Raw genomic sequence first — 24,757 nt, forward strand, 5'->3', positions numbered from 1 at the left:
TCAGTCTACCATATTTCCATAAATTGGGGGATTACTAAACAAAAAAAGACTACTCAGAAGAGTAGCCTTTACACAGTGATTCACTTTTGCTTCGACTTATGGAATTTATCAGTACTATTGAAATGTTCGAAATGTTCTATATGGAGGATTGGAAAAACTGTTGTCCGGTTGTGGCTGGAATGTCGTATTCATACTACTCTGAACCGATTGCTCCAATTGCTTGCAGATTTGGCTTACCTGTTGCATTTGCTGAACAGCCAGCTGATGTCCTTGCAATGCAGTCTGGATCATTTGAGCTGCTCGATTTTCACGTTGAGCTAACTCTTGTAAACGCTGCTCATTTTGTTGTTCCTGTTGAAGCAGCTGTTTATACGCTTGGGAAGCTTGTTCTGTTTGATTAATGAGTTGTTGTACAATTTGCTTGCATCTTTGGATTTGCCCAGTAATTGTCGTGTTTTGTTTAGAAAACTCCCTTGTATTTTATTTGTAACTAGCGTGTGAAGACATCCTATTTTGTCTGAATTCTTATTTGATTATGTATTCGTTAATGAACGTGAAATAAACAAAAAAAGAGTACATACTCCTTACATCAAAAGAACATCATAACGAAGAAGGAGGAATGCGCTTTGGATTCAGCAGGATGTACAGGCACAGGAGAAGGGAATTCATCAAAAGAAACAAAAGGACACTTAAAATGGTGGCAACTTTCACTACTTGGTATAGGCTGTACCATTGGTACAGGTTATTTCCTAGGCTCTGGTATTGGAATCAAGCTGACAGGTCCCTCTATGGTTTTTTCATTCCTGCTTGCTGCCATTGGAACATATATCGTCTTTCATTTTTTAGCTAAAATGACCACGGCGGATCCTCAGGAGGGTTCTTTTTGCTTTTATGCCGGTAAAGCATTTGGCCGCTGGGCACGTTTTGGGAGCGCATGGAACTATTGGAGCACAAAAATATTAATAATGGGAAGCCAGCTCACTGCTCTTTCCATACTAACGAAGTTTTGGTTCCCAAATATCCCTTTGTGGATTTTCGCAACCATATACGCTGTATTATCCATTGCTGTCGTTCTACTAGGTACAAAAGGTTTTGACAAGGTGGAAAACGTTCTTGCCGTTATCAAAACAGCTGCCATCCTTATGTTTATCATTCTTGCTATCGCTGCACTAATGGGCTTGATTCATGGTGGAACTGATAGCAGACCTGGGTTCCCTAAATCAGTTAACGCTGTTTTTCCTGGTGGTATTACCGCCTTTTGGTCTTCTCTCCTGTATGCTTTCTATGCTTTTGGGGGCGTAGAAACGATCGGCTTAATGTCAATTCAACTCAAAGATAAAAAAGATGCACCAAAAGCAGGAAAAGTGATGTTAATTGGATTAACAGTAATTTATGTAATTTCTATTGGTCTTGCTGTCTACTTGGTTTCATACCAGGCATTTAGTGAGAAAGAAAGCCCGTTTGTCACCGCTTTATCGACTTATCCGCTGTCTTTCTTTCCCCATGTTTTCAACGGAGCAATTATCATGGCCGGATTCTCGACAATGAGTGCGTCGTTGTTTGCAGTTGTAAATTTACTAGTGACGATGGCGAAAGACGGAGATGCACCCAAATTATTCACTAAAAAAATAAAGAAATTCAGAAAACTACCTCTCCCTTCACTCGGGCTAGCTACAATAGGTTTATCCGCTTCCATTATCGCAGCACTCCTACTGCCGGGATCGATTTATGAGTATATTACAACGGCGGCCGGTATATTGCAGATGTATAATTGGTCGTTCATTATTATCTCAGCGTATAAGATCTTAAAATTCAAAGTTAGAGATATTATCCTAGGAGGAATTGGAATTTTGCTTCTGCTAGGCGCTGTAGCCGGAACGATTTTGGAAAAGAGTATCAGACCCGGATTTTTTGTCAGCTTAGCCCTCGGCGCTTTAGTAGCTATCGTGACATTCATTATGGTGAGAATATGGAAGAAGATGAATACAAATACGGTCTAACATAAGAGAGAATAGAAAAACCCTGAATGGAGTCACTTTTTTATAAGTGTCTATCATTCGGGGTTCAGTTCATGGTTAACTTTACATATCCTTCACTTTCTTACTTATAAAATGGGAATATTGGCGGCTTCGCATTCTTTAATCGTTTTATCATTCCATATGGACACCTGTACTTCACAGATGTGAGCTTTTTTCAGAAGAAACATGCACAACCTAGATTGGCCGATTCCTCCTCCTATGGCGGGTGGCAGCTCTCCTGCAGCAATAGATCGATGAAAATCAAGATTCATACGATCTAAATGATTACTAGTTAAAAGTTGTTCTCGCAGCGATTGTTCATCCACTCTAATCCCCATCGAAGAAATCTCTACTCCGCAGTTTAATACAGAATACCATAGAACAATATCACCATTTAACGACCAATCATCATAATCCGGAGAACGATCGTCATGAACCTTGCCAGACTTCATTTCCCCGCCAATCCCTATAATAAATACAGCCCCGTACATTTTGGCTATCTCATTTTCTCTTTCCTTCGGTGATAGTCCAGGATAACGATCTTCCAACTCTTGAGCCGTAACGAAACATATTTGATCCGGGAGAACAGGTTCTACATTAGGATAGAGCTCGTGGACATAGCTTTCCGTTGACTTTAGGACAGCATATATCTTTTGTACTTCGTTTTTTAAAGTAGCGAGGTTTCGTGAATCGCTGCTGATCACTTTTTCCCAATCCCACTGATCGACATAAGTCGAATGAAAATTATCCATTTTTTCATCTCGCCTTACCGCTTTCATATCAGTATACAACCCTTTTCCATTCGCGAAACCGTATTGTGCAAGCGCAGAGCGTTTCCACTTTGCAAGGGATTGCACGATTTCAACCGATTCACCTTCTAAATCCAGTAGATCAAATGAAACAATTCGCTCTGTTCCGTTCAAATTATCATTAATGCCTGTTCCTGCTTTCACCATAATCGGAGATGAGACTTGCGTAACATCTAATGTCTCTTCCAGCCCAGTTTGAAAAAACGATTTTACTTTCTGAATAGCGACAGCAGTATCCATTCTATTTAATATGGATTCATAACATTCAGGTATAGTTACTGTTCTCAACAAGTAGTTTCCGCCCTCTCATAATGTACTTAAACATGGTCGGTTAGGATGACAGAACAGTGTATGTATGCCTAAGTAAACTGTCGCTTTGTCCAATAGAGATTACCCATAAATAGGCTGATAACCACGAAGCTAACCTATTAGAGCGATCATGCCTTGAATACCAAAATAAACACCGAAACCAATGAGTGAAATCCCTGATATCACAGAAATAGTAGCAAGTAATTTATCATTCAGAAAACGGCGTAGTCCAGTGGTTAAACCTGCTACAAATAAGTCCCAAATCATTAATCCCAAAAAAATCATGCCACTGTACAGTAATAAATGACTTGTCCCAAATGAAGTAGCTGTCTTGGCTAGGATTGAGCCGTAGATTCCAAGCCAAAATAGAATGGATAAAGGGCTTGTTATGGACATGAAGAAACCGAGTAAAAAACAGCTAAGCATGGAATCTTTTTTTATTATTACTTCACTCAGATTTATTTTGTTCACTTTGATGATACTTTCAATCCCACTATAGATTAAGACGAATCCACCAAAGAGCCATAAAAACACTTGGACAAAAGGTATATAGAGAAAATGAACAAGTCCTAAAAATATGCATAACATGAAGGCTGCATCTGCCAACATAGAGCCTGCCCCCACGATCCACGCATGCCAAAAACCGTTCTTTATACCTTTGTCAATCCTAGCGGAGTTCACCGGCCCTATGGGAGCGGCTAAAGTTAGTCCTAAAATAATATAACTAAGTAGTATATTTACGCTCATCTCACATCACTCCCGCATAGGTATACAAAGCTTGTACTATTTACATTTTATGTACATTAATAACGAGATATGACCTAAGATCATCTATATACCTTTACTATCCCTAAACTCGATTAGGCGTTCTTATCTATATTGGCAGAATAAAAACGCTGAGATCTTAATCTCAACGTCATTTAACGTATAGTACTACTCGTACTAGTAGGGTCTTAGATTACTTTTTCTTAAAGCACAAGGTGGAGTGTCAAATATATATTCAGGTGCTGGTGGTAACTTAGGCTCAGGTGCTAAGGGTTGAGGGGCAGCTACATACTGGAAATGTCCTCTTCCATCTGGTGCTATTCCCGTTGCAAATGAAGCATCTTCTTCTCCGCGAGAAAAATTAAATAATACATAGGATACCTCTTGTTTTTCTAGTTCCCTAGGGAAAGTGGTTGGGACTACTACATCACATTCCTTTTCTTCCAATTCTCTAATCGCTTTTATCCATTGATTTTGATGCATTGTATCTCTAGCAAGCAGCCAAGATAGCATATCCTTGACCCCACGATCGTTGGTCATTTCGTACAGCCGAGCCACTTGTAATCTTCCTTGGGATTCAGCATTTAGATTAGCTCTAAAATCTGCCAAAAGATTACCGCTGGCTATAATATATTTTGCATTCCAAGGATAGCCGTTACTATCAGATGGCATAGCTCCAAGACCCGATACGATGGCATGTTGTGGATTTGACCCACCTAAGATAGCTGCAATAATCGGATCCTTAGCGGCATCTTCAAGTTCCAGATCTGGTGCACCATCAAGAAGCCTAGCTATCATCGTTGCAAGCATCTCAATATGAGCAAGCTCTTCCGTTCCTGTATCCATAATTAAATCTTTGTATTTACCGTCTCCTCTAACGTTAAAACCTTGGAAAAGATATTGTAGAGCAACAGAAATTTCACCAAATTGTCCGCCCAATACTTCCTGGAGTTTTCTTGCATAGACAGGATCTGGACGATCAGGCTTTGCTTGATATTGAAGTTCTTTAATATGATAAAACAACAAAATCACCTCTTATTCGATATGCATTATATCTAAAAGTATGTGAACGCACGAAAATCATGCCTATAATGACAAAATTATCATTAAAGAAATTAGAAAGCTATAATAACCGTCATCGAACATACAAGGTAAACAAAAAACGCGCTGGCGAGAAATACTTCTCCCCAACGCGTTTTTTTATTATTAATGAATATTTTGTTTTTTGAAACTACCGCCCTTCACTTCTGCTACATCGTATACGACAATAAAGGCGTTCGGATCAATTTCATGAATAATTTCTTTAATTTTACTTTCTTCCATGCGGTTAATTACACAAGTGATTTCTTTGAATTGTTCATTAGAGTAACCACCGTATGCTTCTGTATATGTTGCTCCACGTCCTAATCGGTCACGAATGGTTTCTACCATGATTTCCGGTTGTTTTGTAATAATCTTGAACGTTTTAGAGCCGCTAAGACCTTCCTCAACTATGTGGATTACCTTAGACGCAATAAAATAAGCGAGTGCGGATAAAATGGCCCCTTGTAGACCAAATACAGTAGAAACAACAATAAAGACAAACATATTTAAGAATAAGATTAGATCACTCGTACCGAAAGGTAATTTTCGAGATAACAGAACAGCTAACATATCGATCCCATCAAGTGCCCCACCATTACGTAAAGCTAACCCCATACCAAAACCGATGATAATCCCGCCAACCACGGTAATTAACAAGGTATCACCTTCAATAATCGTTGGTACATGGTGCATAAGACTAGTGCTTACTGCCAGCGTCGCAATACCGATTACCGAATAAATAGCAAAGCTTTTACCTATCTGCTTATATCCGAGCCACACAAAAGGAATGTTAATTATTCCAATTAACACCCCTAGTGGTAAACCAAACAGTTGGGAACCCACGATACTTAGTCCGGTTACCCCACCGTCTGAGACGTTGTTCGGTATTAGGACTGCTTCTAAGCCATATGCAGCTATGATAGCCCCAATCATAATCAGTAATACTTTAGAGACTATTTTTGGTGTATTTAGTTTTTGTTGTTTCTTTTGAATCATTACATTTCCCCCTTGGACAATATCTGCTAGAAAACAGTCTATAATAATTATCACCATTTTGGCAAATTGCTTGTCATTAGTATGAAAAGGAGTTCTTCTAACATACATGATGCTTCTATTCATTCTTTCTTTCCTCCAAATAAACATACATTCGGTGGGGTAAGGATGAAAAAAGAGGCAACCGATCGCTATGCCGGCTACCTCTTCGTATTTTATCTGACTATAGGACTTCGTTTGCGTTATAGAATACCTTTATTATCTGTTCGAATCTCTTGGTTCGTTGATGAAATAACATATTCTGAGATAATCTCTTCTAAACGTTGCTTATAATCCTTCATAGTATAATTGGAATTATCCACTTTTTCCTTTGATATATGTAGGAGATTAAATATAACTTCTTCCCATTCCCTTCTTGCCTTAAGAACTTGAATCGTTCCTTCTAATCCATAGTAACCCTGCTGTTGTCCAAATCCTTGGTTTGTGTAATATTCAATAAACCCCTCTGACCATTCTTAAGGTCTCTCCTTAACCGCTTTCCGGAAAGAGTGAGCAAGATCATTTTGTTCTACGTAAATTAACAACGGATTCAATTTCTCAACAATGGTTGCAAGTTCTATAACACAACTGATGACGTCTTCTTTCTTAGCACCATATTTAATCATTCCCATCGTAACGGGGTTTTGTATAAAACAACATTCGAAGACATAGATATCTGTTCCATTCAAAACTTGTTCAGTAAACTGCCTCCATCTTTCGGTGATCAGTTTCCTATTTTGATCCAGCGATAATTCATAGATATCGTGTTTAAAAATTGCCTGTACTAATTCATTTGGAATACTTGTCCCATATTCATTTATTATTTTTCGGTATTCTAGGAAGTAATTGTTCCCTTGAATAGTAGTGTAGCTATTAAATAGATCTTTAAACTTGTCATGGGTACTTAATAGTTCATCATATTCATACTGGGTAAAACAAGCGACTCCGTCATAGTCTGCCGGATGATCCAGATTCCCTTCTAAAAACAATTGAGACTTCAAGTTTTTCTCCGTAAGAATTTCATGAACAAGTTGAGCAGTTGTTGATTTCCCAGATCCAGGTAGTCCCTCGATCAAGATTAATTTCGGTGTCATAATAAAATCCCTCCGTTCTCAATACCCTTATGTTATGTAGGAAGTTCAGGTAGCTGTGGTGTAGCATGAGATAATATAATGGTTCTTAGAACAAAAACAGGTCATGTTATTTATATTTATTGTTTCCAGGAAGTTTCTTGATTTGATTCCAACTTTCAATCGCTTCTTCCCGACTCTTCCCTTGATTTAGCGGGTCAGCAAAAAAGTCATGAATATACTGATTGTATTCAAATTGAGGGGCAATGTTTTTCTTATATGAGGGGTCTTTCTTTCGTTCTTCTTCCTCGTACCATGCACCTACAACATCACGATATGTTTTTCCAACATTGTTTTTAAAGTAGTCTTGGATATAGGTAGAAAAGTGGAATTTAGGGATAATTGTCTTAAAAAATGCTCTTACCTCTTGGCTACAACGATGGCTTTCCCGAATAATTGTATCAAGACTTAAATTTACTGGAGACTCTACTCTCTTATTCACTCTTGTTTTTTTAGTAGGTTTTTTTATCTCTCCCGTTCGAAGAAATGTTTCTATCCGATCGGCAATTTCTATCTTTGAGCCTGAAGCACTGATCCCATTCTCTCTGCAAAACATTTGAAGTTCTTCTTTCAACCAATAAAAATCTATAAAACTTTGAATGTTAATATCTTTTGTTAGATTAGGTCTCAACACAACACATCCTCATTTCCTAAATATATCCATTATAGAACGTTTGTTCCTTTTAATCAAAAGAAATACAGATATAAACAACTAACTTTTAGAAAATAGCTGTGGCTTAAATAAAAACAGCGTCAGCCATGGATTGAATACTAATATCCAAGACTAACTGTTTTATTGAACGATCTTATTACGATAGCGATGTAATTTATTTATTCGATTGGCCAATTAAAATTCTATTAGCAATCAATTGATTATTTCTATTTTTATTGCTTTTCCTTGAATCGGGTTGCTTTCTTCATATTGTCCTGTAGTCCAGACCTTTACTTTGTCACCCACTTCTGCAACGTAATCTATTTTCGTTGTTGCAAGTGTATAGATTCTTTTTACCTTTTCATTGAGTCCGCTTTTGGAAACAGTTACTGATGTCTCATCCTTGTTTACTACGATAGCTTGAAAATCTTCATCAGTGTCGACTATTTCTTGAATTCCCTCATTCCTAGTATCGATTTTGTTGCCCCCACTTGTTTCTGTAACACAACCAATCAATACGAATGACATCAGAAATGTAATAGAAAAGATACGTAATAAAGCTTTCATAGTCAGCCTCCATATGATTACGTTATATGGAGATTGACGCAGAGCATGATCACTTAGTTCCATCAAATTCAAATAGTATACAATTGACGTTTTTTTAATTCTCTATTCCTGCATTTATATTTTCACCTTCATGAAACTATCCATCCGCTCAAGCGCTTGCGTTAATTTGTCCGTAGATACCGAGTAAGAACAGCGGATATGACCTTCTCCCCCTGAGCCAAACACATGCCCGGGAACAGTGGCAACACCCGATTCCTTCAGTAACTGATAGGCAAACGTCTCCGAGTCAAGCCCTGTGTGAGCGATACTTGGAAAGGCATAAAATGCTCCTTCCGGTACATGGCAAGGTATTCCGATCGACCGAAATCCGTTCACCAGATGTTCCCGGCGCTTCCGGTACGCTTCTCTCATCTCATTCATCGACTCAAGACCATGACGCAAGGATTCGAGTGCAGCAATCTGTCCTAGCACGGGGGCACACATTGCCGTATATTGATGGATCTTCAGCATCGCTGCCAGCAGATCGCGGTGACCACAGGCATAGCCGATTCTCCAGCCCGTCATTGCGAATGCTTTAGAAAATCCGCTTAGTACAATGGTTCTCTCCTGCATTCCTGGCAGCGAAGCAATACTGACATGCTTCCCGTCATAAGTTAGCTCGGCGTATACTTCATCGGAGATAACTAGCAGATTATTTTCCTTAACAAGGTCAGCAATCGGTTGCCAGTCCTCGGCAGTCATGATCGCTCCCGTTGGGTTGTTCGGATAATTCAGCATCAGCAGCTTGGAACGTGGAGTAATCATCTGCCGTAAACGATTGGCAGTTAACTGGAAACCCTCTTCCGCTTTCGTTTCTACCTCCACTACTGTACCTCCGTTCAAAGAGACGATCGGCGAATAAGCGATATAACTCGGAGAAGGAAGAAGAATTTCATCGCCCGTAGCGGTGAACGCTCGGAGTGCCAGGTCCAGTGCTTCGCTGCTACCTACAGTAACCAGCACCTCGCTTGCAGGGTCGTAGTGCAGATGGAAGTTTTTTTGTAGATAGCTGGCAATTTCCTCTCTAAGTTCAACCAAACCTGCGTTGGGTGTATAACTCGTTGCTCCCTGGTTCAGTGCATCTATACATGCTTTTCTAATGTGTTCGGGGGTAATAAAATCCGGCTCACCTATACCGAGTGAAATGACATCCTGATTGCCGCTGCTTAGTTCGAAGAATGCACGTATTCCCGATGGTGGAATGTCTCTTACCTTCGGGGAAATCCAATGAGTTAACATGAAGCGACACCCCTTTGGTCTTGTTGCGCTTTCTTAAGGGAACAGCTGATAATCCGGTCGAGTAATGAACTGAAAGATATTCCGGCTGCGGCAGCACTTTTAGGAAGAAGACTCGTCTTTGTCATTCCAGGCAGCGTATTCATCTCCAGGACATAAGGAACACCATCCGACAACAAAATATCGACACGGGCATATACACTGCACTTCAATGCTTGGTAACAGGTCATTGCCGTCTTACGTACCAACTCATCTAATTCTTGGGGCAGGTTCACTACCACCTCATCCGCTCCACCTTCCTCATACTTGGCACTGTAATCGAACCATTCCGAAGATGCCGAAGTAATTCCTATCATAGGCAGAACTTCTCCATCGAGAATGGAGCACGTCATTTCCTGACCTGTGATATATCGTTCAATCAAGATCGACTGATCGGGGTCACTTGCAAAAGCCCTCATGACCGCGCTATGAAGATCCTGTTCATCGTTCACTTTTTCCATCCCTATGCTGGAACCGCCTGTATTTGGCTTTACCATTACTGGATATCCCAGCTGCTGAACGTCTTTTGGTGAATAGTCTTCCATACTGTTCCAACACAGCCAGCCTGGTGTATTAACTCCTTCATAGCGGAGGATTTTTTTGGACAGATCCTTATCCATGCACAGACTGCTCGCCAGTACTCCGCTTCCTGTATACGGGATACCTAGCGTCTCCAGCATCCCCTGTATTGTCCCGTCTTCACCGTAAGCCCCATGCAGAGCTAGAAGTGCAATATCAAGTCTCTTTACCTTCTCCACAAGTTCTGCAGGCTTACTAAATACAACAGGAATCACCTCATATTTATTAGGGTCCAAATGATTCATCATCTCTCTGCCGGTGTTCAGTGACACCTCCACTTCAGAAGAAATACCTCCCATAATTACGCCAACCTTCAACATTTTCATCATTCCTTCATCCCATTAGTTTGTGCGCCGTTTTGCCAATAATCGCAATCCCCTTGCGTATATCCTCATCCGTCACTCTGGAGAACCCCAGCCGCATCGTATGCTGTCCCCCGCCATCGGTATAGAACATCTCTCCTGCCGTAAAAATAACACCTTGCGCACGACATGCCTCAAGCAGTTCTTTCGTGTTAAAACCATCCGCAAACTCCACAAACAAATGCAGTCCGCCGTCCCCGGTCAATGCTTGAAAAGGTACATGCTGCTTGCAACATTCCAGAGTCAGCTCATATTTGCGTTTATATTCCGCTTTCGCCTTCTTCAAATATTTATCTAGATTACCGTTGTATAGATATTGATACAGAATGGATTGATCTAGAGTTGACGTATGAATTGTCTGTGCCCGTTTGATACTCTCCAGATAATAGATTAATTCCTGATCAGCCAGCACCCATCCTACCCGAAGACCAGGGAACAAGACTTTAGAAAAGCTTCCAAGATAAATCACACTATTGCCTGCACCGGCCGTTGCGATCAGCGGCGATACATGTGAGCCCGAATAACGAAGTTCTTCATTAAAACCATCTTCAATCACTGGAATTCCGTATCCCGCCATCAGCTTCATGAGGCCCTGTCTTTTCTCGGGGGACATGACTATCCCTGTCGGATTATGATACGAAGGCACAAAGTATGCACAATCATACTCTCCTTCACCCAGCGCCTTCTCGAGCTCACCCAGATGAATGCCATCCCGCTCCATAGGAATCCCCCTGATTCCAAATCCATTCAGTTTCAGATTCTTAATCGCTGTATGATGCGTAGGATTTTCTGTAAGGACCTGCCCACTCCTCTGATTCAAAGCGGAAAGTACGATATTAAAACCTTCCGTGAAACCATTGGTGATTAGGATGTCCTTACCTTTCATATCCACGCCCTTGTGCTCCATATATTGGTGTAGATAGTCAATCAATGGCTTGTAACCTTTAGCATAGCCGTAGTTCAGCAGGACATTTCCTTCCACAGCCATACGGTCCATGAAAGCCCGCTTTACATTATCAAGGTCAAACAGCCCTTCATCAGGAGCAATACTGGTAAAAGAAATCGTCCCCTTCTCCGCTCGAATCCCCCGTTTCATGATATCGAGTTCTTCGGCCTGCAAGGCGTGGTCGTTCAAATACGCTTTCCAGTCCATTATTCGAGACGAGATCTTTACCGTGCCTGGTGCTGATGGGGCTACGTAATTCCCCTGGCCTTTAACGGCGTAGACAAACCCATCGTCCTCCAGTCCCTCATAAGCGGCGATGACCGAGTTGCGGCTCACCTGCAGAAGTACACCCATTTCACGTGTGGATGGGAGCTTCTGGTTACTTTGCAGCGCGCCTTTTATAATTAAGTGCTTCATATAGTCTTTAATTTGTATATATACCGGTCGTCCGGCAATGAGCTTAAAATCCTTAAACATGTATCATCGCCCCCATAGCTATCATGGCATAGTCAGAACGGTAAAAAAAGAACCACGGACTCGGATTTTTTATCCAGTCGTGGTTCTTAGGCGTTATTTCTATTCTTTTGTTAAGAGCTTTAGGAAAAATGGTTTTAAATCTATAATTCGTAAATATTGAGGTTTTTCGTTCGTACCGCATATGATAAGAGGAACGAGTGATTCTTTTTCATGAAGCGAACCGTGGCCTCCACCTCCTTCATGAGTTGGAGAACTTCGATCTGCCAATTCATATCCGGGTTTTGCAGTAACTACGAGAAACTCTCCTTGATGTGAATGTAATGCCCCTGATAACCGTCCTAAAACATCGGGATACTTACCGTAATCTAATCTTTGATTCTTTGTATTTTGTTTTAAATCGAGCACATCTAACTCCTGTTCGACCGTCCATTTCTGTTGGTAGGTATCGACCATTTTTCCATTCGGTTTAAACTTTATCTCTTTTCTTGATTCTCCTTGTAGTGCATAAATCCAATCGTTCTCCTTCCATGACACCACATCGATGCGTGGATCCGAGGTGAGAACATTAGCAATATCTCTTAATGAATTTTCCTTGTTAAGCTTGTAAACATAAGCCATCGTTTCGTTTACCGCAAGAACAATATCTGTTTCATCCGTTACGGATTCACCTTGTCTTAGTACACTGTATCCCTTAAGTAAAGAAGGTAAGTCGACAACCGAATCATTTTGGGAAGAATAAAGGGAGGTCATTCCACTATCACCAGCAACCATAAATACAACTTTGTTCAAAGCTTCTTCTCGTGAACCAAACTGTTGTAACAAGGACTCAAGCTGCTCGTCAACTTCCTCTACTCCACTTCGTTCTTGTGGTCCTTTCTTATGTATTTTCTGATCAAGATCTGGTAAATAAACGAACAAGAAATCAGGTAATTTGTTCTCTTTAATCAGGTATTTTACTGCTTCCATTGAATATTGATTGTTGAGACCTAAACGTCCCGTTAAGCCTTCGGGCATATCTTTAACATTCTCTAATGGATTTGCAAGCGAACCTAAGGCTAAAAAATCCGGACCTTTTACTTGAATTTCTTTGGGTAAAGAGGTAATCCCCTTAAGCCAATCTGGAATCGTTAACTTATGATCCTCCACACCTCGATAGATCAGACCATTAATTGAACCAGATTTTAAACCTTGCTTGGCCAAATCTTCATAAATCGTAGGAATTTGTGGATTTAAATGTTTTCCATTCAGGTTGATTAAAGCATCTTTTAATACTTGATTACCACCCTGTTTCAATATCTCCATCGGCCCCGTTCCATAATTGATTACTTTTTTCTCATCCGATGAATACCATGTAAGACCCGGTACATGATGCCTGTTCGGATATGTTCCTGTAATTAGAGAACTATCTATCGTTACCGACATCGTGGGAAATGAACTAACCATGTTCTTGTAATAATTTCCATGTTCCGTTAGATATTGAAAAGTAGGCAGCTTGTTTTGTTTGATCCCTTCGTCAATTGCTTGAGACATTAGAGAATCAATCATGAGAAAGATCACTTTCTTGGCGTCTTCGCCTTTCATTGATTTCACCTGTACTAGCTCTTTTTTATCCGGATTTGATTCTTCCTTTTCGCACCCAGAGATCAACATAAAAACAATGAGCAAAGACCAAATCACTATTTTTCTCATAGGAGTCACTCCTCTCTACCTATCAGTTTTATCCCAACAACGCCAAAATCTGTTAGGTTTGCTTGTGCAAAGTGTGTCTCATTTCAGCCCTGATCATGTAAGTGGTAATTTGGTAAAAAATGAATGTGGTAAATCCTACGCATTAACACAGCAAAATAAGACAACCGAACGGAGTCCGGTTGTCTTATTAATACAAAATCACATAAAATTTATCGTAAAACGAAAGGTTTATTAAGAATTATCTCTTATCTCTTCCTGAACACATTTACGGAGTGTCTCCCTGATTGACTCGCGGATATCATATTCATGATATGTAAGAAGAGACATGGTGTCCGCTGGGTGGAGATAGGCGTCTCGATTTTGGATCTCTGCCATCATACTCATGTGAACTCCCTGTTCTTTACCCGCTTCTGCATTTTTCACATCGATCTCTGCCATGATCGGCTTCATTTGATCTAGTGACACAACTGTAACTGTGCTATCTTCCTGTCCTAGTGCATCTACTACCATTTGATAAAACTCGCTATGCTTCATATTCATGCCGCATATGGCATACATACCGCGATGTTCACCGTACTCCATCGCTCCGATGGTTGCTTCCGCTACTTGCTGCGCAGTGACCATTGCTGTACCTCCGCCAAGTACGGGAATGACCTTTTGACCTTTTACTCTATTCACAAACATGGACCATAGCGGCATACGGCCCGGCATCACACCGAAAATGTAAGGCAACCGAATGCTCATCACATCCATCCCTCCTTCACCTTCAAGACATGCTAGTTCCTCTTGAAGCAATCGAGAGCGAGGATACGCATTCTGTTTCAAAGGGATATCGGACCACTCTTCTGCAAAATGCGCAAAGTAAGAGCTCAGTAATACAAACTTTTTCACGCCTGCTTGTTTAGCTAATCTAGCAAGACGCTGAGTAGGAAGTACATTTGCCTCATAAAAAAACTTCAAAGCCGGAGCTTCAGGTAACGTCCGTTCATCTGCTCCCGCAGCATATACAAATCCATCAGCGCCCTCAAGCATCTTCCGAATTTGGTCATCTGACATGTTATTAATATCTCCTACTCTGTACTCAACTTCACTAGGCAAAAGACCCTCTGTTGGCATGGGTTGCCGCGATATAGTTGATACTTTATATCTCCGTTTCAATAATTCTATAACTGTGAAATAACCGAGAAATCCAGTTCCACCTAATACGAATACATTTTTCACAATGTCATCTCCCATGAGTTAATTGCTGCTTCACTTTCCAAGACATACCTTAATATAGTTAAATAGAACATACAAGGGAGGGTCTGTTATTGAATAATGATGAACGATTAAATCTATTGGAAGAGCGGATCGGGGAACTTGAAAAAGAAGTACACGAATTAAAGCAGTATAAAATATCGAAAAGAAATACTACGGATACAGGATCAACGACCCAACCTTTAATAGAAGTACCTGTCCCCTCCGGTACATCATACGGTGAAACGAGAGAGAAAACGCCACAGGAGCACATCAGGCAAAAAGAAACGGATTGGGAACATCTCATTGCGAGAGTTTGGCTTCCTCGTGTATTTATGTTTGTCTTTTTAATTGGATTAATCTGGGGCTTTAAAGCAGCCGTGGATGGCGGTTTTATTACTGAGGGAATGAGATGCATTATTGGTCTTCTCGCTGGTGCGGCTTTCGTTTATCTTGGTACAAGACAACACAAGCATCAGCGCTTTTTGTTATCACAAGTGCTTTTCGCGGGTTCCATAGGTATTTTCATGCTTACCACCTTTGCAGCGCATTATTTATATGGCTTTATCAATGCACCAATCGCTTTTATCTTCAACGTACTTTGGACAATGTTGGGACTTTTGTTCTCCTACCGCTACAAATCACAGACATTAGGCGTACTAGCCATTGTATCAGGAATCCTGACTCCCTTTCTGGTCGATAATAACAATCCATCTACTGCCTTTTTTGTATGTTACGAAGTACTGCTCTATATTAGTGCCATGATTTTTGCGATTAAGCATCGATTTGTAACTTTACTTTATACCTCATTTATCTTGATACACCCTGCGTTTATGATTTTTATTCTTGGTTCGATCTCATCCGAAAGATGGATCGTCTACGGTGTTTTGGTCCAGCATCTCATTCTTTTAGCTTCCATCTTACTTAGAACAGGCATTTTAAATCATCAACTCCGTATACTGATAACCAGCTTTGTCTTAACCGCTATATGGTTCAGATTAATCTTAGACTCGGACATCATTCTAATCTTGTTATCTTTCACTCTGCTATATAGTGTGATCTCTGCTTACACCTGGAGTAAAGGTTTCAAAGATACATTACCTTTTATGCTTGTAATATCCTCCTACTCTTTACTTTTCTTATTGATGGAAGTTGTCGAAAATAAATGGGTTGTCGGTCTTCTCATTATGGAAGGTTTTATCGCTCTTTCTCTGGGTTTCATTATTAAATCATTATTCCAAAAAATAAACGGTTTTCTCATTTATCTTGCAGGGTTTCTCGCTGGGATTGTAATCTTATTAGACGGCATGGATTCCCTTGCATCCGTTAATACCTTTATATGGATCGTGATCTTGCTTACCTTAGCAGGTATTACGGTTTTATTGAGATATTACCCAACTGAAAACCAAACAAAAGAATGGATTAGAGTGCTTTACTACGGAATAGGCGTACTATTCCTAATCTTTATTACAGATGTCACTACTGTACTTACTCGAAAGGTAAGTGGAAATGCTCAGCACTTAATCATTTCATCGACATGGGTCGGATATGCCATCGCCGTTATAGCCTACGGTCTCAAGAAAAGAATCAAACAAGTTCGGCTTGCGGGTATCGCTCTACTCTTCTTAACTTTAATCAAAGTCATCTTCTTCGATCTTCCTACCGTTTCTATGATTATGAAGGCAGTTCTGTTTATCGGACTCGGGGGAATAGGGATATTACTTTCTCGATTCTTTTATAAGAAAGAATAAGATGGGACATCATAAAGAAGGTCTCTCTGTAGTAAGAGAGGCCTTTTTTATATGACTATAGAAATTCGTACCCTTACATTAGCGGAAGACTGGGTTTGTTTTTTTATTCATCTAATTCATAAGCAGTTATAAATAGTTAACTTTAATAATAAACACAACTATTGACAAGATAATGGGAAGGCTCCAACCAAAGTAACGGAGCGGGGAGGAATCATCTATCTTCTGTTCTTCAACTTCATCAGGCTGGTCAAACCGTGTGAAAAGCCACTTGCAAATCATGAAAGTGACAATAGAAGCAAAACCTGTTATTAGTATAATTTCCAGTCCGGGACCTTCTGGAGTAGAAATGCTTTCTAGCATATCCCCTCCCTGCAGGTATGAGCTGACTACGTAAGTCGAGTTTGTTATCAAATGAACAAAAATCCCGGGAATAATCGAGCCTGATTTGATTACCAGTAAAGAGGAAACTAGAGCGGCCCCAAATAATTCGAGCAACCGGTACGGATTGTCATGAAACAGGGCAAATAAAAAAGAACTCAATACAGCTGCGAACCATAACCCGTGCCTAGAATAGCCAGTAATGAGTACTCCCCGAAACAGAAGTTCTTCACATATAGGCGGAATAATTCCGATACTCAGTAAAAGAATACAGAAGGAAGAGAACGAATCCGCAACCGGATAATGTGATGTTTCATAGGATGCTCCAAGCAAGACGGATACCAATTCAGTAACTTGATGAAAAAACAACAATATAATTTGACTGAGTGCAAAAATCACCAAAGAGAGTAAGATATTTTTAAGTGAAACTTTATGTAACCTGAATACTGTACGAAGAGATATATTCCGGTATCGGCACCAGATTACAGCGGGTAACACATTGAGTACAATTTGTCCGACCGCCACGTAACCCAGAAATAAGAATAGATTCTCGTGGTGTCGGTTCCCATTCAAGCTCATCCATCCAGACAGTATGATGCCGGTGACATAGGATACAAAAAATATCCATCCTGCACTCTTCATTGTCAGTTTGTTGGTCATGTGCCACATCCCTTATCATCTTAGCCGCATTTATCCTCCAGCCATTAGGATCATATATTCGCTTTTCTATTAACAACGTTTACAATACACTGTTCATTCCACCAAATAATCGGTCAATAACACTGATTTAATCAGCTTATCATCTCTTTCGTCGAAACCATTCATATATGTTCCAATAAGGTTCTTAACACCCGCCCAACTACTACTAATTAATTCAAGTTCCTTATTCCAAATGTCATTTTGATTAGAACGAGTGTTGTTATTAATGGTGATCGTTTGAGTCTTTTGATCCCAGTTTACATTGGTGCCTAATGCCTTCGATATGACACTTATGGGTACCATAACTCGATTATTAACCATCTGGGGTACTACATCTGATGTAATGATCTGATCATTAACTACAATTTTAATGTTACCTTTAGCAAAAGCTAGCCCGATGATGCTGCTAAAAGAGCATAGAACAACAACAAGTGTGATATACAACTTCTTCTTCATTTTTTTCAGCCTCCTGTAATTAGTCAAATATAATAAATGACGTTACAGATTAGATATCGTTATATTTATTTTATTTTCATATCCATTCTGTAATAGAAGGTGGTTCCCATAAAACAAAAAAAGCCGCCATATAGGCGACTCCTTTACAAATTCTTTCCTCTTAACCATTCATGTTTAAGCTTCGGATTATAGGAATGATTGGTTATTTTCTCATTTCACTTTTCTTATTCATAAATCACTGTTACCGATGAAGCGACTCCCCAATCCCCTACTGGTGTTAATGTATATGCGGTTCCAGGAGTCAACTTGTCATTACTACCAAGATCGAATACGCCCGTCTCACCTTTACGGCTCGAATATTTGTACGTGGCTGTCAGTACGTCACCGCTCGGCGATGTTAATGTAACACTTCGGCCTGCGAATAGCTCATCGCCAGGATCTTGTGCGAGACTCACTTCAATCGACGTTTCACTTATCGCCTTAGCACTTGTAACCTGTAGTGTATCGAACAACTTCGCTATGAACGAAGCATTATTAATGTTGGCCCAATCAGAAGATACTGTATATTTAATTCCAGGGACTAAGGTTTCACCTACTGGCAAACGGAACTTTGGTTCTTGCTTACCATCCGTTGATTGCGTGAACGGGACATACCTGGCAACGATCGGTTCGCCACCTTCCGGTGTAATCACTACTTGTCTTGCCTGCATGGAAGGGATGATCTGATACGTTTTCCCTCTCGCTTGCTCGCGGTCATCCAGCACGAAGGCATTAGCCCCTCGACCGCCGCTATATGCCGAAATAATATAACCGTAATCAACGACTCCGTTCTCTTGAAGTGCTGCAATCTCGAAAGTATCATTCGTTAGTTGGCTGACCGTAGTCATATTTAATTTTGTACGATTTCCCTCAAAAGACCCTGCTGCTTGGCCTTTATAGGTGAGGGTGTACTCTTCCCCCGCTTTTTGAACGGATGTTGGGATTATGTATGTGGCGATCGATCCTGTTTTTAGGCGAGGCATATTAGTTAACGTTAGCCCCCCGCTAAATGCAAAATCCGTCTGGGCCTTGGTGAACACTTCATTCTCTGCCGTCAATGGTTTATCGAAAGTGACGATTAACGTAATTGCATTTAGTGATCTTACGTTTTTGATCTGAGCTTGGTCGGATGAAATAGCCTGGCGAGCCGTTTGCAATAGAACTGCCGTTTCACCGCGCGTTGCTGAGCTATTATCTATAAAGTAAGCACTCATCCAGTGTTGAACCGACTTTGTATCCCTTTGCAGTGCTTTAGATACAACCTGTACCAGTTCTGCATCCGATACTTGGCTATGCGGATTGAATTGGCCATTACTTGCCTCCATTATTCCAAGTCCAGCCACCTTCAACACATAAGATGCATACCATGCGTCAGGATTTACATCCGTTAGTTCTGCATCCTCTCCTGTCTTGTCCTTCAAATGAAACGTTTTGTAGACGAGTGTCGCCAATTCGGCTCGGCTAATCGCTTGATGTTCTCCCATTGAACGGTCTACATATCCATTCATGATACCGAGATTGTTCAATTCCTTAACTGCAGCTTCAATCTGCTGATTGGTAACCTGGGCTGTTGTTGCTGCAGAGTTAGTAACGTATGCAGCTGCATGTGCATGATTTGCGGTTAGCGGCAGTGCGCCTGCTGTTAAGGTAATTATAGTTAAACATGCGGCGATTTTTTTTGCTGTAGGTTTCATATTGAAATCCTCCTCTATTCGTTTTCGTTGCCTGTAACTAAAGAATAGAGGATAAAAAGAAACTCCCTAGGGTAAAAATATGAACAAAATATAAACTGCGTCTAATTTTTATCGAAACTTATACAGTAAACCGGTAACCAGCGCCCCACACGGTTTCGATATATTCTGGATTCTTAGGATCAGCTTCTAGTTTCCCGCGGAGTTTACGAATATGTACAGTAACCGTCGCGATATCTCCGCTAGAGTCCATATTCCAGATTCGTTCGAACAGATCCGATTTGCTAAATACGCGGTTCGGATGACTCGCCAGAAATACAAGTAAATCAAATTCTTTCGTCGTAATCGCCACTTCTTCTCCATTCACGAACACTCGGCGTGACGCCTTGTCGATATGCAGCCCGCGAATGTGGATTTCATCTTGCTCAGCAGGCTTCCTTTTTCCGAGTAATCTCTCATACCGAGTCAAATGAGCCTTCGCTCTTGCAACGAGCTCGCTCGGGCTGAAAGGTTTCGTAATGAAATCGTCAACACCTAGATTGAAAGTCCGAATCTTATCAATCTCCTCCTTCTTTGCAGAGACGACCAGAATCGGCACCTCTTTCACCTCACGAATACGCCTACATAATTCAAATCCATCCATACCCGGAAGCATCAGGTCAACAATAATGAGACCATAGTTTTCCTTTAAAGCCAGCTGCAGCCCTTCATCACCGGTATGACATAGCTCCACAGAAAATCCGTTGAGTTCAAAATAGTCCCGTTCCAGTTGCGCGATTGTTGTTTCGTCCTCGATAATCAAAATGTTAGCCATTCCCATTCCCTGTCTCCTCGTTAGTCAGCCTCTTCAGTTGGATATAAATCGTCGTACCGATATTTGGTTTACTATTCGCCCAGATGAATCCCCCATGCCCATCGATAATTTGGCGGGCAATGGCGAGCCCTAACCCACTACCGCCTGTCGAGGAATTACGAGATTGTTCTGCTCGGTAAAATCGTTCGAATATATGAGGCAGATTTTCTTCTGGTATTCCTCTACCGTTATCTTTGAACATGATTGTAATCCATTCCAAATCTGCATGAAGCGTAATGCCGAAGCGTTTGTGCTCATTGTCCATATACTTGAGTGCATTATCCACTATATTAACAACCGTACGCTTTAATTTATCCAGATCTATTGAAGCCATAACGGGTCTAGTAGCTTGGTTATCCCAATCAAAATCAATCCTCTTGTCCTCTAGATCGTATCTGAGTTCTTCCATGCTGTCTTCGAGGAAATCGACAATGTCCACCACTTTAAACAAGAAAGGTTCTTGATTTAGGTCAAGTTTCGAATATAAAAATAGTTCATCTACCAACTTGTCCATGCTGACGGCTTTTGCATGAATGATATTCACGTAGGTCTCCATTTTCTCAGGTGTACTCGCCACTCCATCCCGTATGCCCTCAATGTATCCTTTTATATTGGTTAGCGGCGTGCGAAGATCATGCGAAATGTTGGAAAGGAGTTCTTTACGGTTTGCTTCAACTTGCTGCCGAAGTTCATTGGACTGCTGTAATTGATTCCGCATACTTTCAAACGTTTCACTCAGTTGGCCAACCTCGTCGTTTGAGTTAAGTTTGAGTTGGAAGGCAAGGTTACCTTCCTTGATTTGTTCCACAGAGTTTCTTAATTGATGTAAGGGTGTAATAAAGCTGCGAGTGATCCAGCGGAATAATAGCAGGTTAGCTATAATAAGTACGCCGATCAGCAGTAGCGACATCATTGGCAGCAGCTTGCGAGTAAGTTCTGCAAAAGGACTTCTCTCCCGAATTACAAAAATACTCCCTCGCTCGCCATCAGAATACTGAAAATCAAATTTCGCGTATGCGTAGAATCTTTCACTAATGTTGAAGGTGCTACGGATCTGATAATTGTTAAGATCATAGGCAGGAAGCGCCTGCTTTAGTTCCGGCTGATGAAAGGTTAGTGATTCGAAGAGCTGGCTATTTTCACGCCTGACATAAAGACCCGACTTCTCGGCTCGAAGCTTCATGTCATATTCACGCAGCAGAACTTTATTCTGCAGTGCGTCCGGATCGTTTTTGGCTAGAAACTTCATCTCTTGGAAAATAGATTCTCCCTGTTCAGTCAATGGATTGACCTGATAGTGTACCTTATAAATATCTCGAAAGCTTTGAAGATCTCCTGTCGCCGCAATCGTATAGAGACTTGCCGTGAGTAGAATAAAGAGCAAACTTATAACAAACATGCTCGTAAAGGACAGCAGCATTTTTAATCGAATCGACATGGGATCCCTTTCTATATTCGCTATTTAATTAGTTAGTGCAAATGGTAACACAACTCTAATCAAATTGACTATATAATGGGTGGAATTGAAATTAATTCATTCATGAATCACTATTAGCTCTTTAAAACCAACGCAAAAAATCCCCGTAATCATGTGACGGGGAGAAAACTCAAGGACTCCTTTTACTTGGTATGCACTACTTTATCTAGAAAAGAATTCGTGAATATCAGCATTTCATCTGTATAATTCGATTGATCAAGTTTTTTATCAGTAATCGATTCGAATGGGATTAATTAATTGATAGTCACTTAAAAATTCTTCGACTTCTTCTACGGATTTCAATCCATTTTGACAAACAAAAGTCCCAGCGATATGCAAATCCGAATCTATGAAAGCAATCCCCTCTTTTACTTCGAATACATCATTTTCAATAAGATAGATAAAAGGTACTTGTGGTGTGAAGTGAATGAGTACACTGTAGAGACTTACGTTCGAGCTTTGTTCTACATAGTTTGGCGTTTCAAGGTCTTGAGATTCATTCCTTCCAAATATCCTTCCAGCCATAAAATCCCTCTATTCCAATTGTTTTTTTGTTTTAATATATGAATCAATATCTAAACACCTATGATCCCATGAATGTTTCTTTCTGTAACCCTAATTCTCTACTAATAAACTCCGTTATCATTTTCTAGTTATAAATAATCCACACTATAAAGCATTAATAACACCCCAACAATACACATGATCCATGAAGCCAGTGAACTCGAACTATTCGACACATAATTTTGGATGGATTTTAAAGGCTTCTGCATTACTGAACCTAATAACAGATATAACATGTACAATATGAGTGGCGGGAGTACCATGACTACATTATAAACGAACAGTATAGGGAGCCACTCATACCATATCAAACCTGCATTCGTCATGAGAGCAATGGCAGTGAAGTAAGGAAGCGCTGTCCCCACCTCTACAAGTGATGTTGTAACACCTAGAGCAATCATTCTCGAATTCGTTTTCGTTGTTGGACTTGTAAAGACAGTCTTCTTTCTTTTGGGAACATAAAAGCTCCAAATAAACAAAATCCCCCCTACTATAAATAGCATCCAGCTAACTACACGATTCTGTAAGAACGAAGAGAACATGTCGATAAAGAATCCAAATCCTAACTTCATTGCCACACCGGCGATAAAATAAAATCCAATGACAGTAAATAAATATACTATTAATCTTAAGCCTACTTTTTTCTTTTCGGTTAGAAGTAAATATACGGTGACCCCTAATGTGGCTGGACTGAGGGTATCGAGTAGGGACAATCCACCAATCATTAGTAACAGTTCGGTATTCATGTGTGCCTTCCCTCCGGTGTACTTGTTTGTTTATCGCTAGATATAAAAATTTCGTAAGCCTCGTCCATATATTCAAGAACCTCGGTGTTCATTGGGTATAATCCAAGTTTTTCAGACGCGGATGGACTTTTTCGTAATTCCCATAACTTATCGACAAAGGCTTCTTCTCCCCCATACTCTGCTTCTTGTTTCTCTAACATTCTTCGAATCACATGTTGCACACAAGGAGATGATGGTTTCTTGCATGTGTAGTATTTCGTCATTAAGCCAACAAGGGCAATCCATTCCATCGACTCCGGATCATCCGCATTCATTTTCGGCAGTTTAGCCCATAGACCAAGTTCAGCATCAGTAAACGTCGATTGTTTATATTGGTCAAGTCTTTTTTTATCTTGCAAGGTTAACTTTATCAGTTGCTGAATTGCTTTTTTCTGATCTCCACCCTCAACGGCAATGCCACTTACTAATGCACGTAAGGACTGCTCCATCTCATGTAACCTCGATTGCTCACCTAAAATATAGGTTAACTGATTGGCTAATCCAGCGTTCCAATTCCACTCTGGATCTATTAACATCTCCTTGATATCTGAAAGTCGGTATCCCATGCTTTTATAAAATTGAATCTGCTGAAGTTTTAGTAGATCTTCTTCCGTATACAGCCTATGTCCCCCTTCCGTCTTGGAGGAAGATACCAAGAGTCCGATTTGTTCGTAGTAACGCAGCGTTCTCACTGTAATATTCGTCTGCTCTGCTAGGTTTTTAATGTGTATCATTTCCCCTATGCCTCCAAACTTCAGTTTACTTCCTGCTCATGGCGACCTTTATCATGTAGCCTATTCCAAGACCCATGCATACTGCTGGCAGCGGGTTATCAATCAATAGCCCAATTCCTCCACCAATAATTACGCATCCATATATAATCATATCTTCTTTCTTCACACCCACATCCCCTTTTATTAGGCATTTTGTATTCAAGGAATCTCTGGTAGTGTCATTATAATAAATGACGTTACGTCACTTTCAAGTCTTTATTTCGAAAATGGTCAAAGCTTATCAGGTTACCTATGAAAGAAAACGTCTAACCATTAAGTCTTCGTTTGACTATGCGAGGATGGTTAGTTGAGATCTGTCGTCA

General features: G+C 40.5%; 23 protein-coding genes and 1 pseudogene. 3 read left to right on the top strand and 21 right to left on the bottom strand.

Annotated features, from left to right (window positions below; translation table 11 throughout):
- Positions 1-86 precede the first annotated feature (86 nt).
- Together ACWPWY_RS07845 and ACWPWY_RS07850 are read left to right on the top strand one after the other, a co-directional pair.
- Positions 87-401 carry a hypothetical protein gene (locus ACWPWY_RS07845; protein WP_454191153.1) on the top strand — a complete coding sequence of 105 codons (315 nt, stop codon included), beginning with the start codon at positions 87-89 and terminating at the stop codon, positions 399-401.
- A 225-nt stretch (positions 402-626) separates the two neighbouring features.
- The gene (locus tag ACWPWY_RS07850; protein WP_454191154.1) at positions 627-2,000 is read left to right on the top strand and encodes an amino acid permease; all 1,374 of its coding nucleotides are present in this window, start codon (positions 627-629) and stop codon (positions 1,998-2,000) included.
- 104 nt (positions 2,001-2,104) lie between these two features.
- Here the strand turns inward: ACWPWY_RS07850 and asnA are convergent, their stop codons facing one another.
- The 12 genes and pseudogenes from asnA to ACWPWY_RS07910 all read right to left on the bottom strand — a co-directional run bounded on the left by asnA (position 2,105) and on the right by ACWPWY_RS07910 (position 14,953).
- Positions 2,105-3,067 (bottom strand): aspartate--ammonia ligase, encoded by a 963-nt coding sequence (asnA, locus tag ACWPWY_RS07855; protein WP_454192832.1) that lies wholly within the window; start codon positions 3,065-3,067, stop codon positions 2,105-2,107.
- A gap of 180 nt (positions 3,068-3,247) precedes the next feature.
- Positions 3,248-3,883, bottom strand: a complete 636-nt coding sequence (locus ACWPWY_RS07860; protein ID WP_454191155.1) for a LysE family transporter — start codon at positions 3,881-3,883, stop codon at positions 3,248-3,250.
- Positions 3,884-4,078: 195 nt separating this feature from the next.
- Positions 4,079-4,924, bottom strand: coding sequence for a manganese catalase family protein (locus ACWPWY_RS07865; RefSeq protein ID WP_454191156.1), 846 nt, complete (start codon positions 4,922-4,924; stop codon positions 4,079-4,081).
- Positions 4,925-5,107: 183 nt separating this feature from the next.
- A complete protein-coding gene (locus ACWPWY_RS07870) occupies positions 5,108-5,980 on the bottom strand; it encodes a YitT family protein (RefSeq protein ID WP_454191157.1) in 873 nt (290 codons plus the stop codon).
- 239 nt (positions 5,981-6,219) lie between these two features.
- A pseudogene (locus tag ACWPWY_RS07875) lies at positions 6,220-7,110 on the bottom strand (hypothetical protein).
- A gap of 106 nt (positions 7,111-7,216) precedes the next feature.
- Positions 7,217-7,777: a DUF6434 domain-containing protein gene (locus ACWPWY_RS07880; protein WP_454191158.1), complete on the bottom strand. Its 561-nt coding sequence runs from the start codon at positions 7,775-7,777 to the stop codon at positions 7,217-7,219.
- 234 nt (positions 7,778-8,011) lie between these two features.
- Positions 8,012-8,365, bottom strand: a complete 354-nt coding sequence (locus tag ACWPWY_RS07885) for a DUF3221 domain-containing protein (protein ID WP_454191160.1) — start codon at positions 8,363-8,365, stop codon at positions 8,012-8,014.
- Positions 8,366-8,479: 114 nt separating this feature from the next.
- Positions 8,480-9,643, bottom strand: coding sequence for an aminotransferase class I/II-fold pyridoxal phosphate-dependent enzyme (locus tag ACWPWY_RS07890; RefSeq protein WP_454191161.1), 1,164 nt, complete (start codon positions 9,641-9,643; stop codon positions 8,480-8,482).
- Positions 9,637-10,578 carry a D-alanine--D-alanine ligase gene (locus ACWPWY_RS07895; protein WP_454192833.1) on the bottom strand — a complete coding sequence of 314 codons (942 nt, stop codon included), beginning with the start codon at positions 10,576-10,578 and terminating at the stop codon, positions 9,637-9,639. The genes ACWPWY_RS07890 and ACWPWY_RS07895 overlap by 7 nt, the downstream gene beginning before the upstream one ends.
- A gap of 13 nt (positions 10,579-10,591) precedes the next feature.
- Complete coding sequence (locus ACWPWY_RS07900; protein ID WP_454191162.1) at positions 10,592-12,043, bottom strand: aminotransferase-like domain-containing protein; 1,452 nt, start codon at positions 12,041-12,043, stop codon at positions 10,592-10,594.
- A gap of 99 nt (positions 12,044-12,142) precedes the next feature.
- Positions 12,143-13,732 (bottom strand): alkaline phosphatase family protein, encoded by a 1,590-nt coding sequence (locus ACWPWY_RS07905; protein ID WP_454191163.1) that lies wholly within the window; start codon positions 13,730-13,732, stop codon positions 12,143-12,145.
- 231 nt (positions 13,733-13,963) lie between these two features.
- The gene (locus ACWPWY_RS07910) at positions 13,964-14,953 is read right to left on the bottom strand and encodes an NAD-dependent epimerase/dehydratase family protein (RefSeq protein ID WP_454191164.1); all 990 of its coding nucleotides are present in this window, start codon (positions 14,951-14,953) and stop codon (positions 13,964-13,966) included.
- A gap of 89 nt (positions 14,954-15,042) precedes the next feature.
- Between ACWPWY_RS07910 and ACWPWY_RS07915 the strand changes: the two genes are divergently transcribed.
- Positions 15,043-16,719 (top strand): DUF2339 domain-containing protein, encoded by a 1,677-nt coding sequence (locus ACWPWY_RS07915; protein ID WP_454191165.1) that lies wholly within the window; start codon positions 15,043-15,045, stop codon positions 16,717-16,719.
- 126 nt (positions 16,720-16,845) lie between these two features.
- Here the strand turns inward: ACWPWY_RS07915 and ACWPWY_RS07920 are convergent, their stop codons facing one another.
- From ACWPWY_RS07920 to ACWPWY_RS07960, 9 genes are all read right to left on the bottom strand, one after another.
- Positions 16,846-17,757: a CPBP family glutamic-type intramembrane protease gene (locus ACWPWY_RS07920; RefSeq protein ID WP_454191166.1), complete on the bottom strand. Its 912-nt coding sequence runs from the start codon at positions 17,755-17,757 to the stop codon at positions 16,846-16,848.
- Between the two features lie 93 nt (positions 17,758-17,850).
- Positions 17,851-18,252, bottom strand: a complete 402-nt coding sequence (locus ACWPWY_RS07925) for a copper amine oxidase N-terminal domain-containing protein (RefSeq protein ID WP_454191167.1) — start codon at positions 18,250-18,252, stop codon at positions 17,851-17,853.
- Between the two features lie 224 nt (positions 18,253-18,476).
- Positions 18,477-19,985 (bottom strand): S-layer homology domain-containing protein, encoded by a 1,509-nt coding sequence (locus ACWPWY_RS07930; protein WP_454191168.1) that lies wholly within the window; start codon positions 19,983-19,985, stop codon positions 18,477-18,479.
- A 118-nt stretch (positions 19,986-20,103) separates the two neighbouring features.
- Complete coding sequence (locus ACWPWY_RS07935; RefSeq protein ID WP_454191169.1) at positions 20,104-20,796, bottom strand: response regulator transcription factor; 693 nt, start codon at positions 20,794-20,796, stop codon at positions 20,104-20,106.
- Positions 20,789-22,273 carry a sensor histidine kinase gene (locus ACWPWY_RS07940; RefSeq protein WP_454191170.1) on the bottom strand — a complete coding sequence of 495 codons (1,485 nt, stop codon included), beginning with the start codon at positions 22,271-22,273 and terminating at the stop codon, positions 20,789-20,791. The genes ACWPWY_RS07935 and ACWPWY_RS07940 overlap by 8 nt, the downstream gene beginning before the upstream one ends.
- 267 nt (positions 22,274-22,540) lie before the next feature.
- Positions 22,541-22,837, bottom strand: a complete 297-nt coding sequence (locus ACWPWY_RS07945; protein ID WP_454191171.1) for a hypothetical protein — start codon at positions 22,835-22,837, stop codon at positions 22,541-22,543.
- Between the two features lie 128 nt (positions 22,838-22,965).
- On the bottom strand, positions 22,966-23,622 hold the full coding sequence (locus ACWPWY_RS07950) for a GAP family protein (protein WP_454191172.1): 657 nt from the start codon (positions 23,620-23,622) through the stop codon (positions 22,966-22,968).
- A complete protein-coding gene (locus ACWPWY_RS07955; protein ID WP_454191173.1) occupies positions 23,619-24,395 on the bottom strand; it encodes a MerR family transcriptional regulator in 777 nt (258 codons plus the stop codon). Before ACWPWY_RS07955 ends, ACWPWY_RS07950 begins: the two co-directional genes overlap by 4 nt.
- A 25-nt stretch (positions 24,396-24,420) precedes the next feature.
- Positions 24,421-24,561 carry a hypothetical protein gene (locus ACWPWY_RS07960; RefSeq protein ID WP_454191174.1) on the bottom strand — a complete coding sequence of 47 codons (141 nt, stop codon included), beginning with the start codon at positions 24,559-24,561 and terminating at the stop codon, positions 24,421-24,423.
- Between the last annotated feature and the right edge of the window lie 196 nt (positions 24,562-24,757).

The organism is Paenibacillus sp. Marseille-Q7038, assembly GCF_965111595.1.

Excerpts from the sequence above, each read along its gene's own strand:
- asnA (WP_454192832.1), bottom strand. The coding sequence starts at position 3,067 with ATGGATACTGCTGTCGCTATTCAGAAAGTAAAATCGTTTTTTCAAACT.
- ACWPWY_RS07860 (WP_454191155.1), bottom strand. The coding sequence starts at position 3,883 with ATGAGCGTAAATATACTACTTAGTTATATTATTTTAGGACTAACTTTA.
- ACWPWY_RS07870 (WP_454191157.1), bottom strand. The coding sequence starts at position 5,980 with ATGATTCAAAAGAAACAACAAAAACTAAATACACCAAAAATAGTCTCT.
- ACWPWY_RS07885 (WP_454191160.1), bottom strand. The coding sequence starts at position 8,365 with ATGAAAGCTTTATTACGTATCTTTTCTATTACATTTCTGATGTCATTC.
- ACWPWY_RS07890 (WP_454191161.1), bottom strand. The coding sequence starts at position 9,643 with ATGTTAACTCATTGGATTTCCCCGAAGGTAAGAGACATTCCACCATCG.
- ACWPWY_RS07895 (WP_454192833.1), bottom strand. The coding sequence starts at position 10,578 with ATGTTGAAGGTTGGCGTAATTATGGGAGGTATTTCTTCTGAAGTGGAG.
- ACWPWY_RS07900 (WP_454191162.1), bottom strand. The coding sequence starts at position 12,043 with ATGTTTAAGGATTTTAAGCTCATTGCCGGACGACCGGTATATATACAA.
- ACWPWY_RS07905 (WP_454191163.1), bottom strand. The coding sequence starts at position 13,732 with ATGAGAAAAATAGTGATTTGGTCTTTGCTCATTGTTTTTATGTTGATC.
- ACWPWY_RS07920 (WP_454191166.1), bottom strand. The coding sequence starts at position 17,757 with ATGACCAACAAACTGACAATGAAGAGTGCAGGATGGATATTTTTTGTA.
- ACWPWY_RS07925 (WP_454191167.1), bottom strand. The coding sequence starts at position 18,252 with ATGAAGAAGAAGTTGTATATCACACTTGTTGTTGTTCTATGCTCTTTT.
- ACWPWY_RS07930 (WP_454191168.1), bottom strand. The coding sequence starts at position 19,985 with ATGAAACCTACAGCAAAAAAAATCGCCGCATGTTTAACTATAATTACC.
- ACWPWY_RS07935 (WP_454191169.1), bottom strand. The coding sequence starts at position 20,796 with ATGGCTAACATTTTGATTATCGAGGACGAAACAACAATCGCGCAACTG.
- ACWPWY_RS07940 (WP_454191170.1), bottom strand. The coding sequence starts at position 22,273 with ATGTCGATTCGATTAAAAATGCTGCTGTCCTTTACGAGCATGTTTGTT.
- ACWPWY_RS07945 (WP_454191171.1), bottom strand. The coding sequence starts at position 22,837 with ATGGCTGGAAGGATATTTGGAAGGAATGAATCTCAAGACCTTGAAACG.
- ACWPWY_RS07950 (WP_454191172.1), bottom strand. The coding sequence starts at position 23,622 with ATGAATACCGAACTGTTACTAATGATTGGTGGATTGTCCCTACTCGAT.
- ACWPWY_RS07955 (WP_454191173.1), bottom strand. The coding sequence starts at position 24,395 with ATGATACACATTAAAAACCTAGCAGAGCAGACGAATATTACAGTGAGA.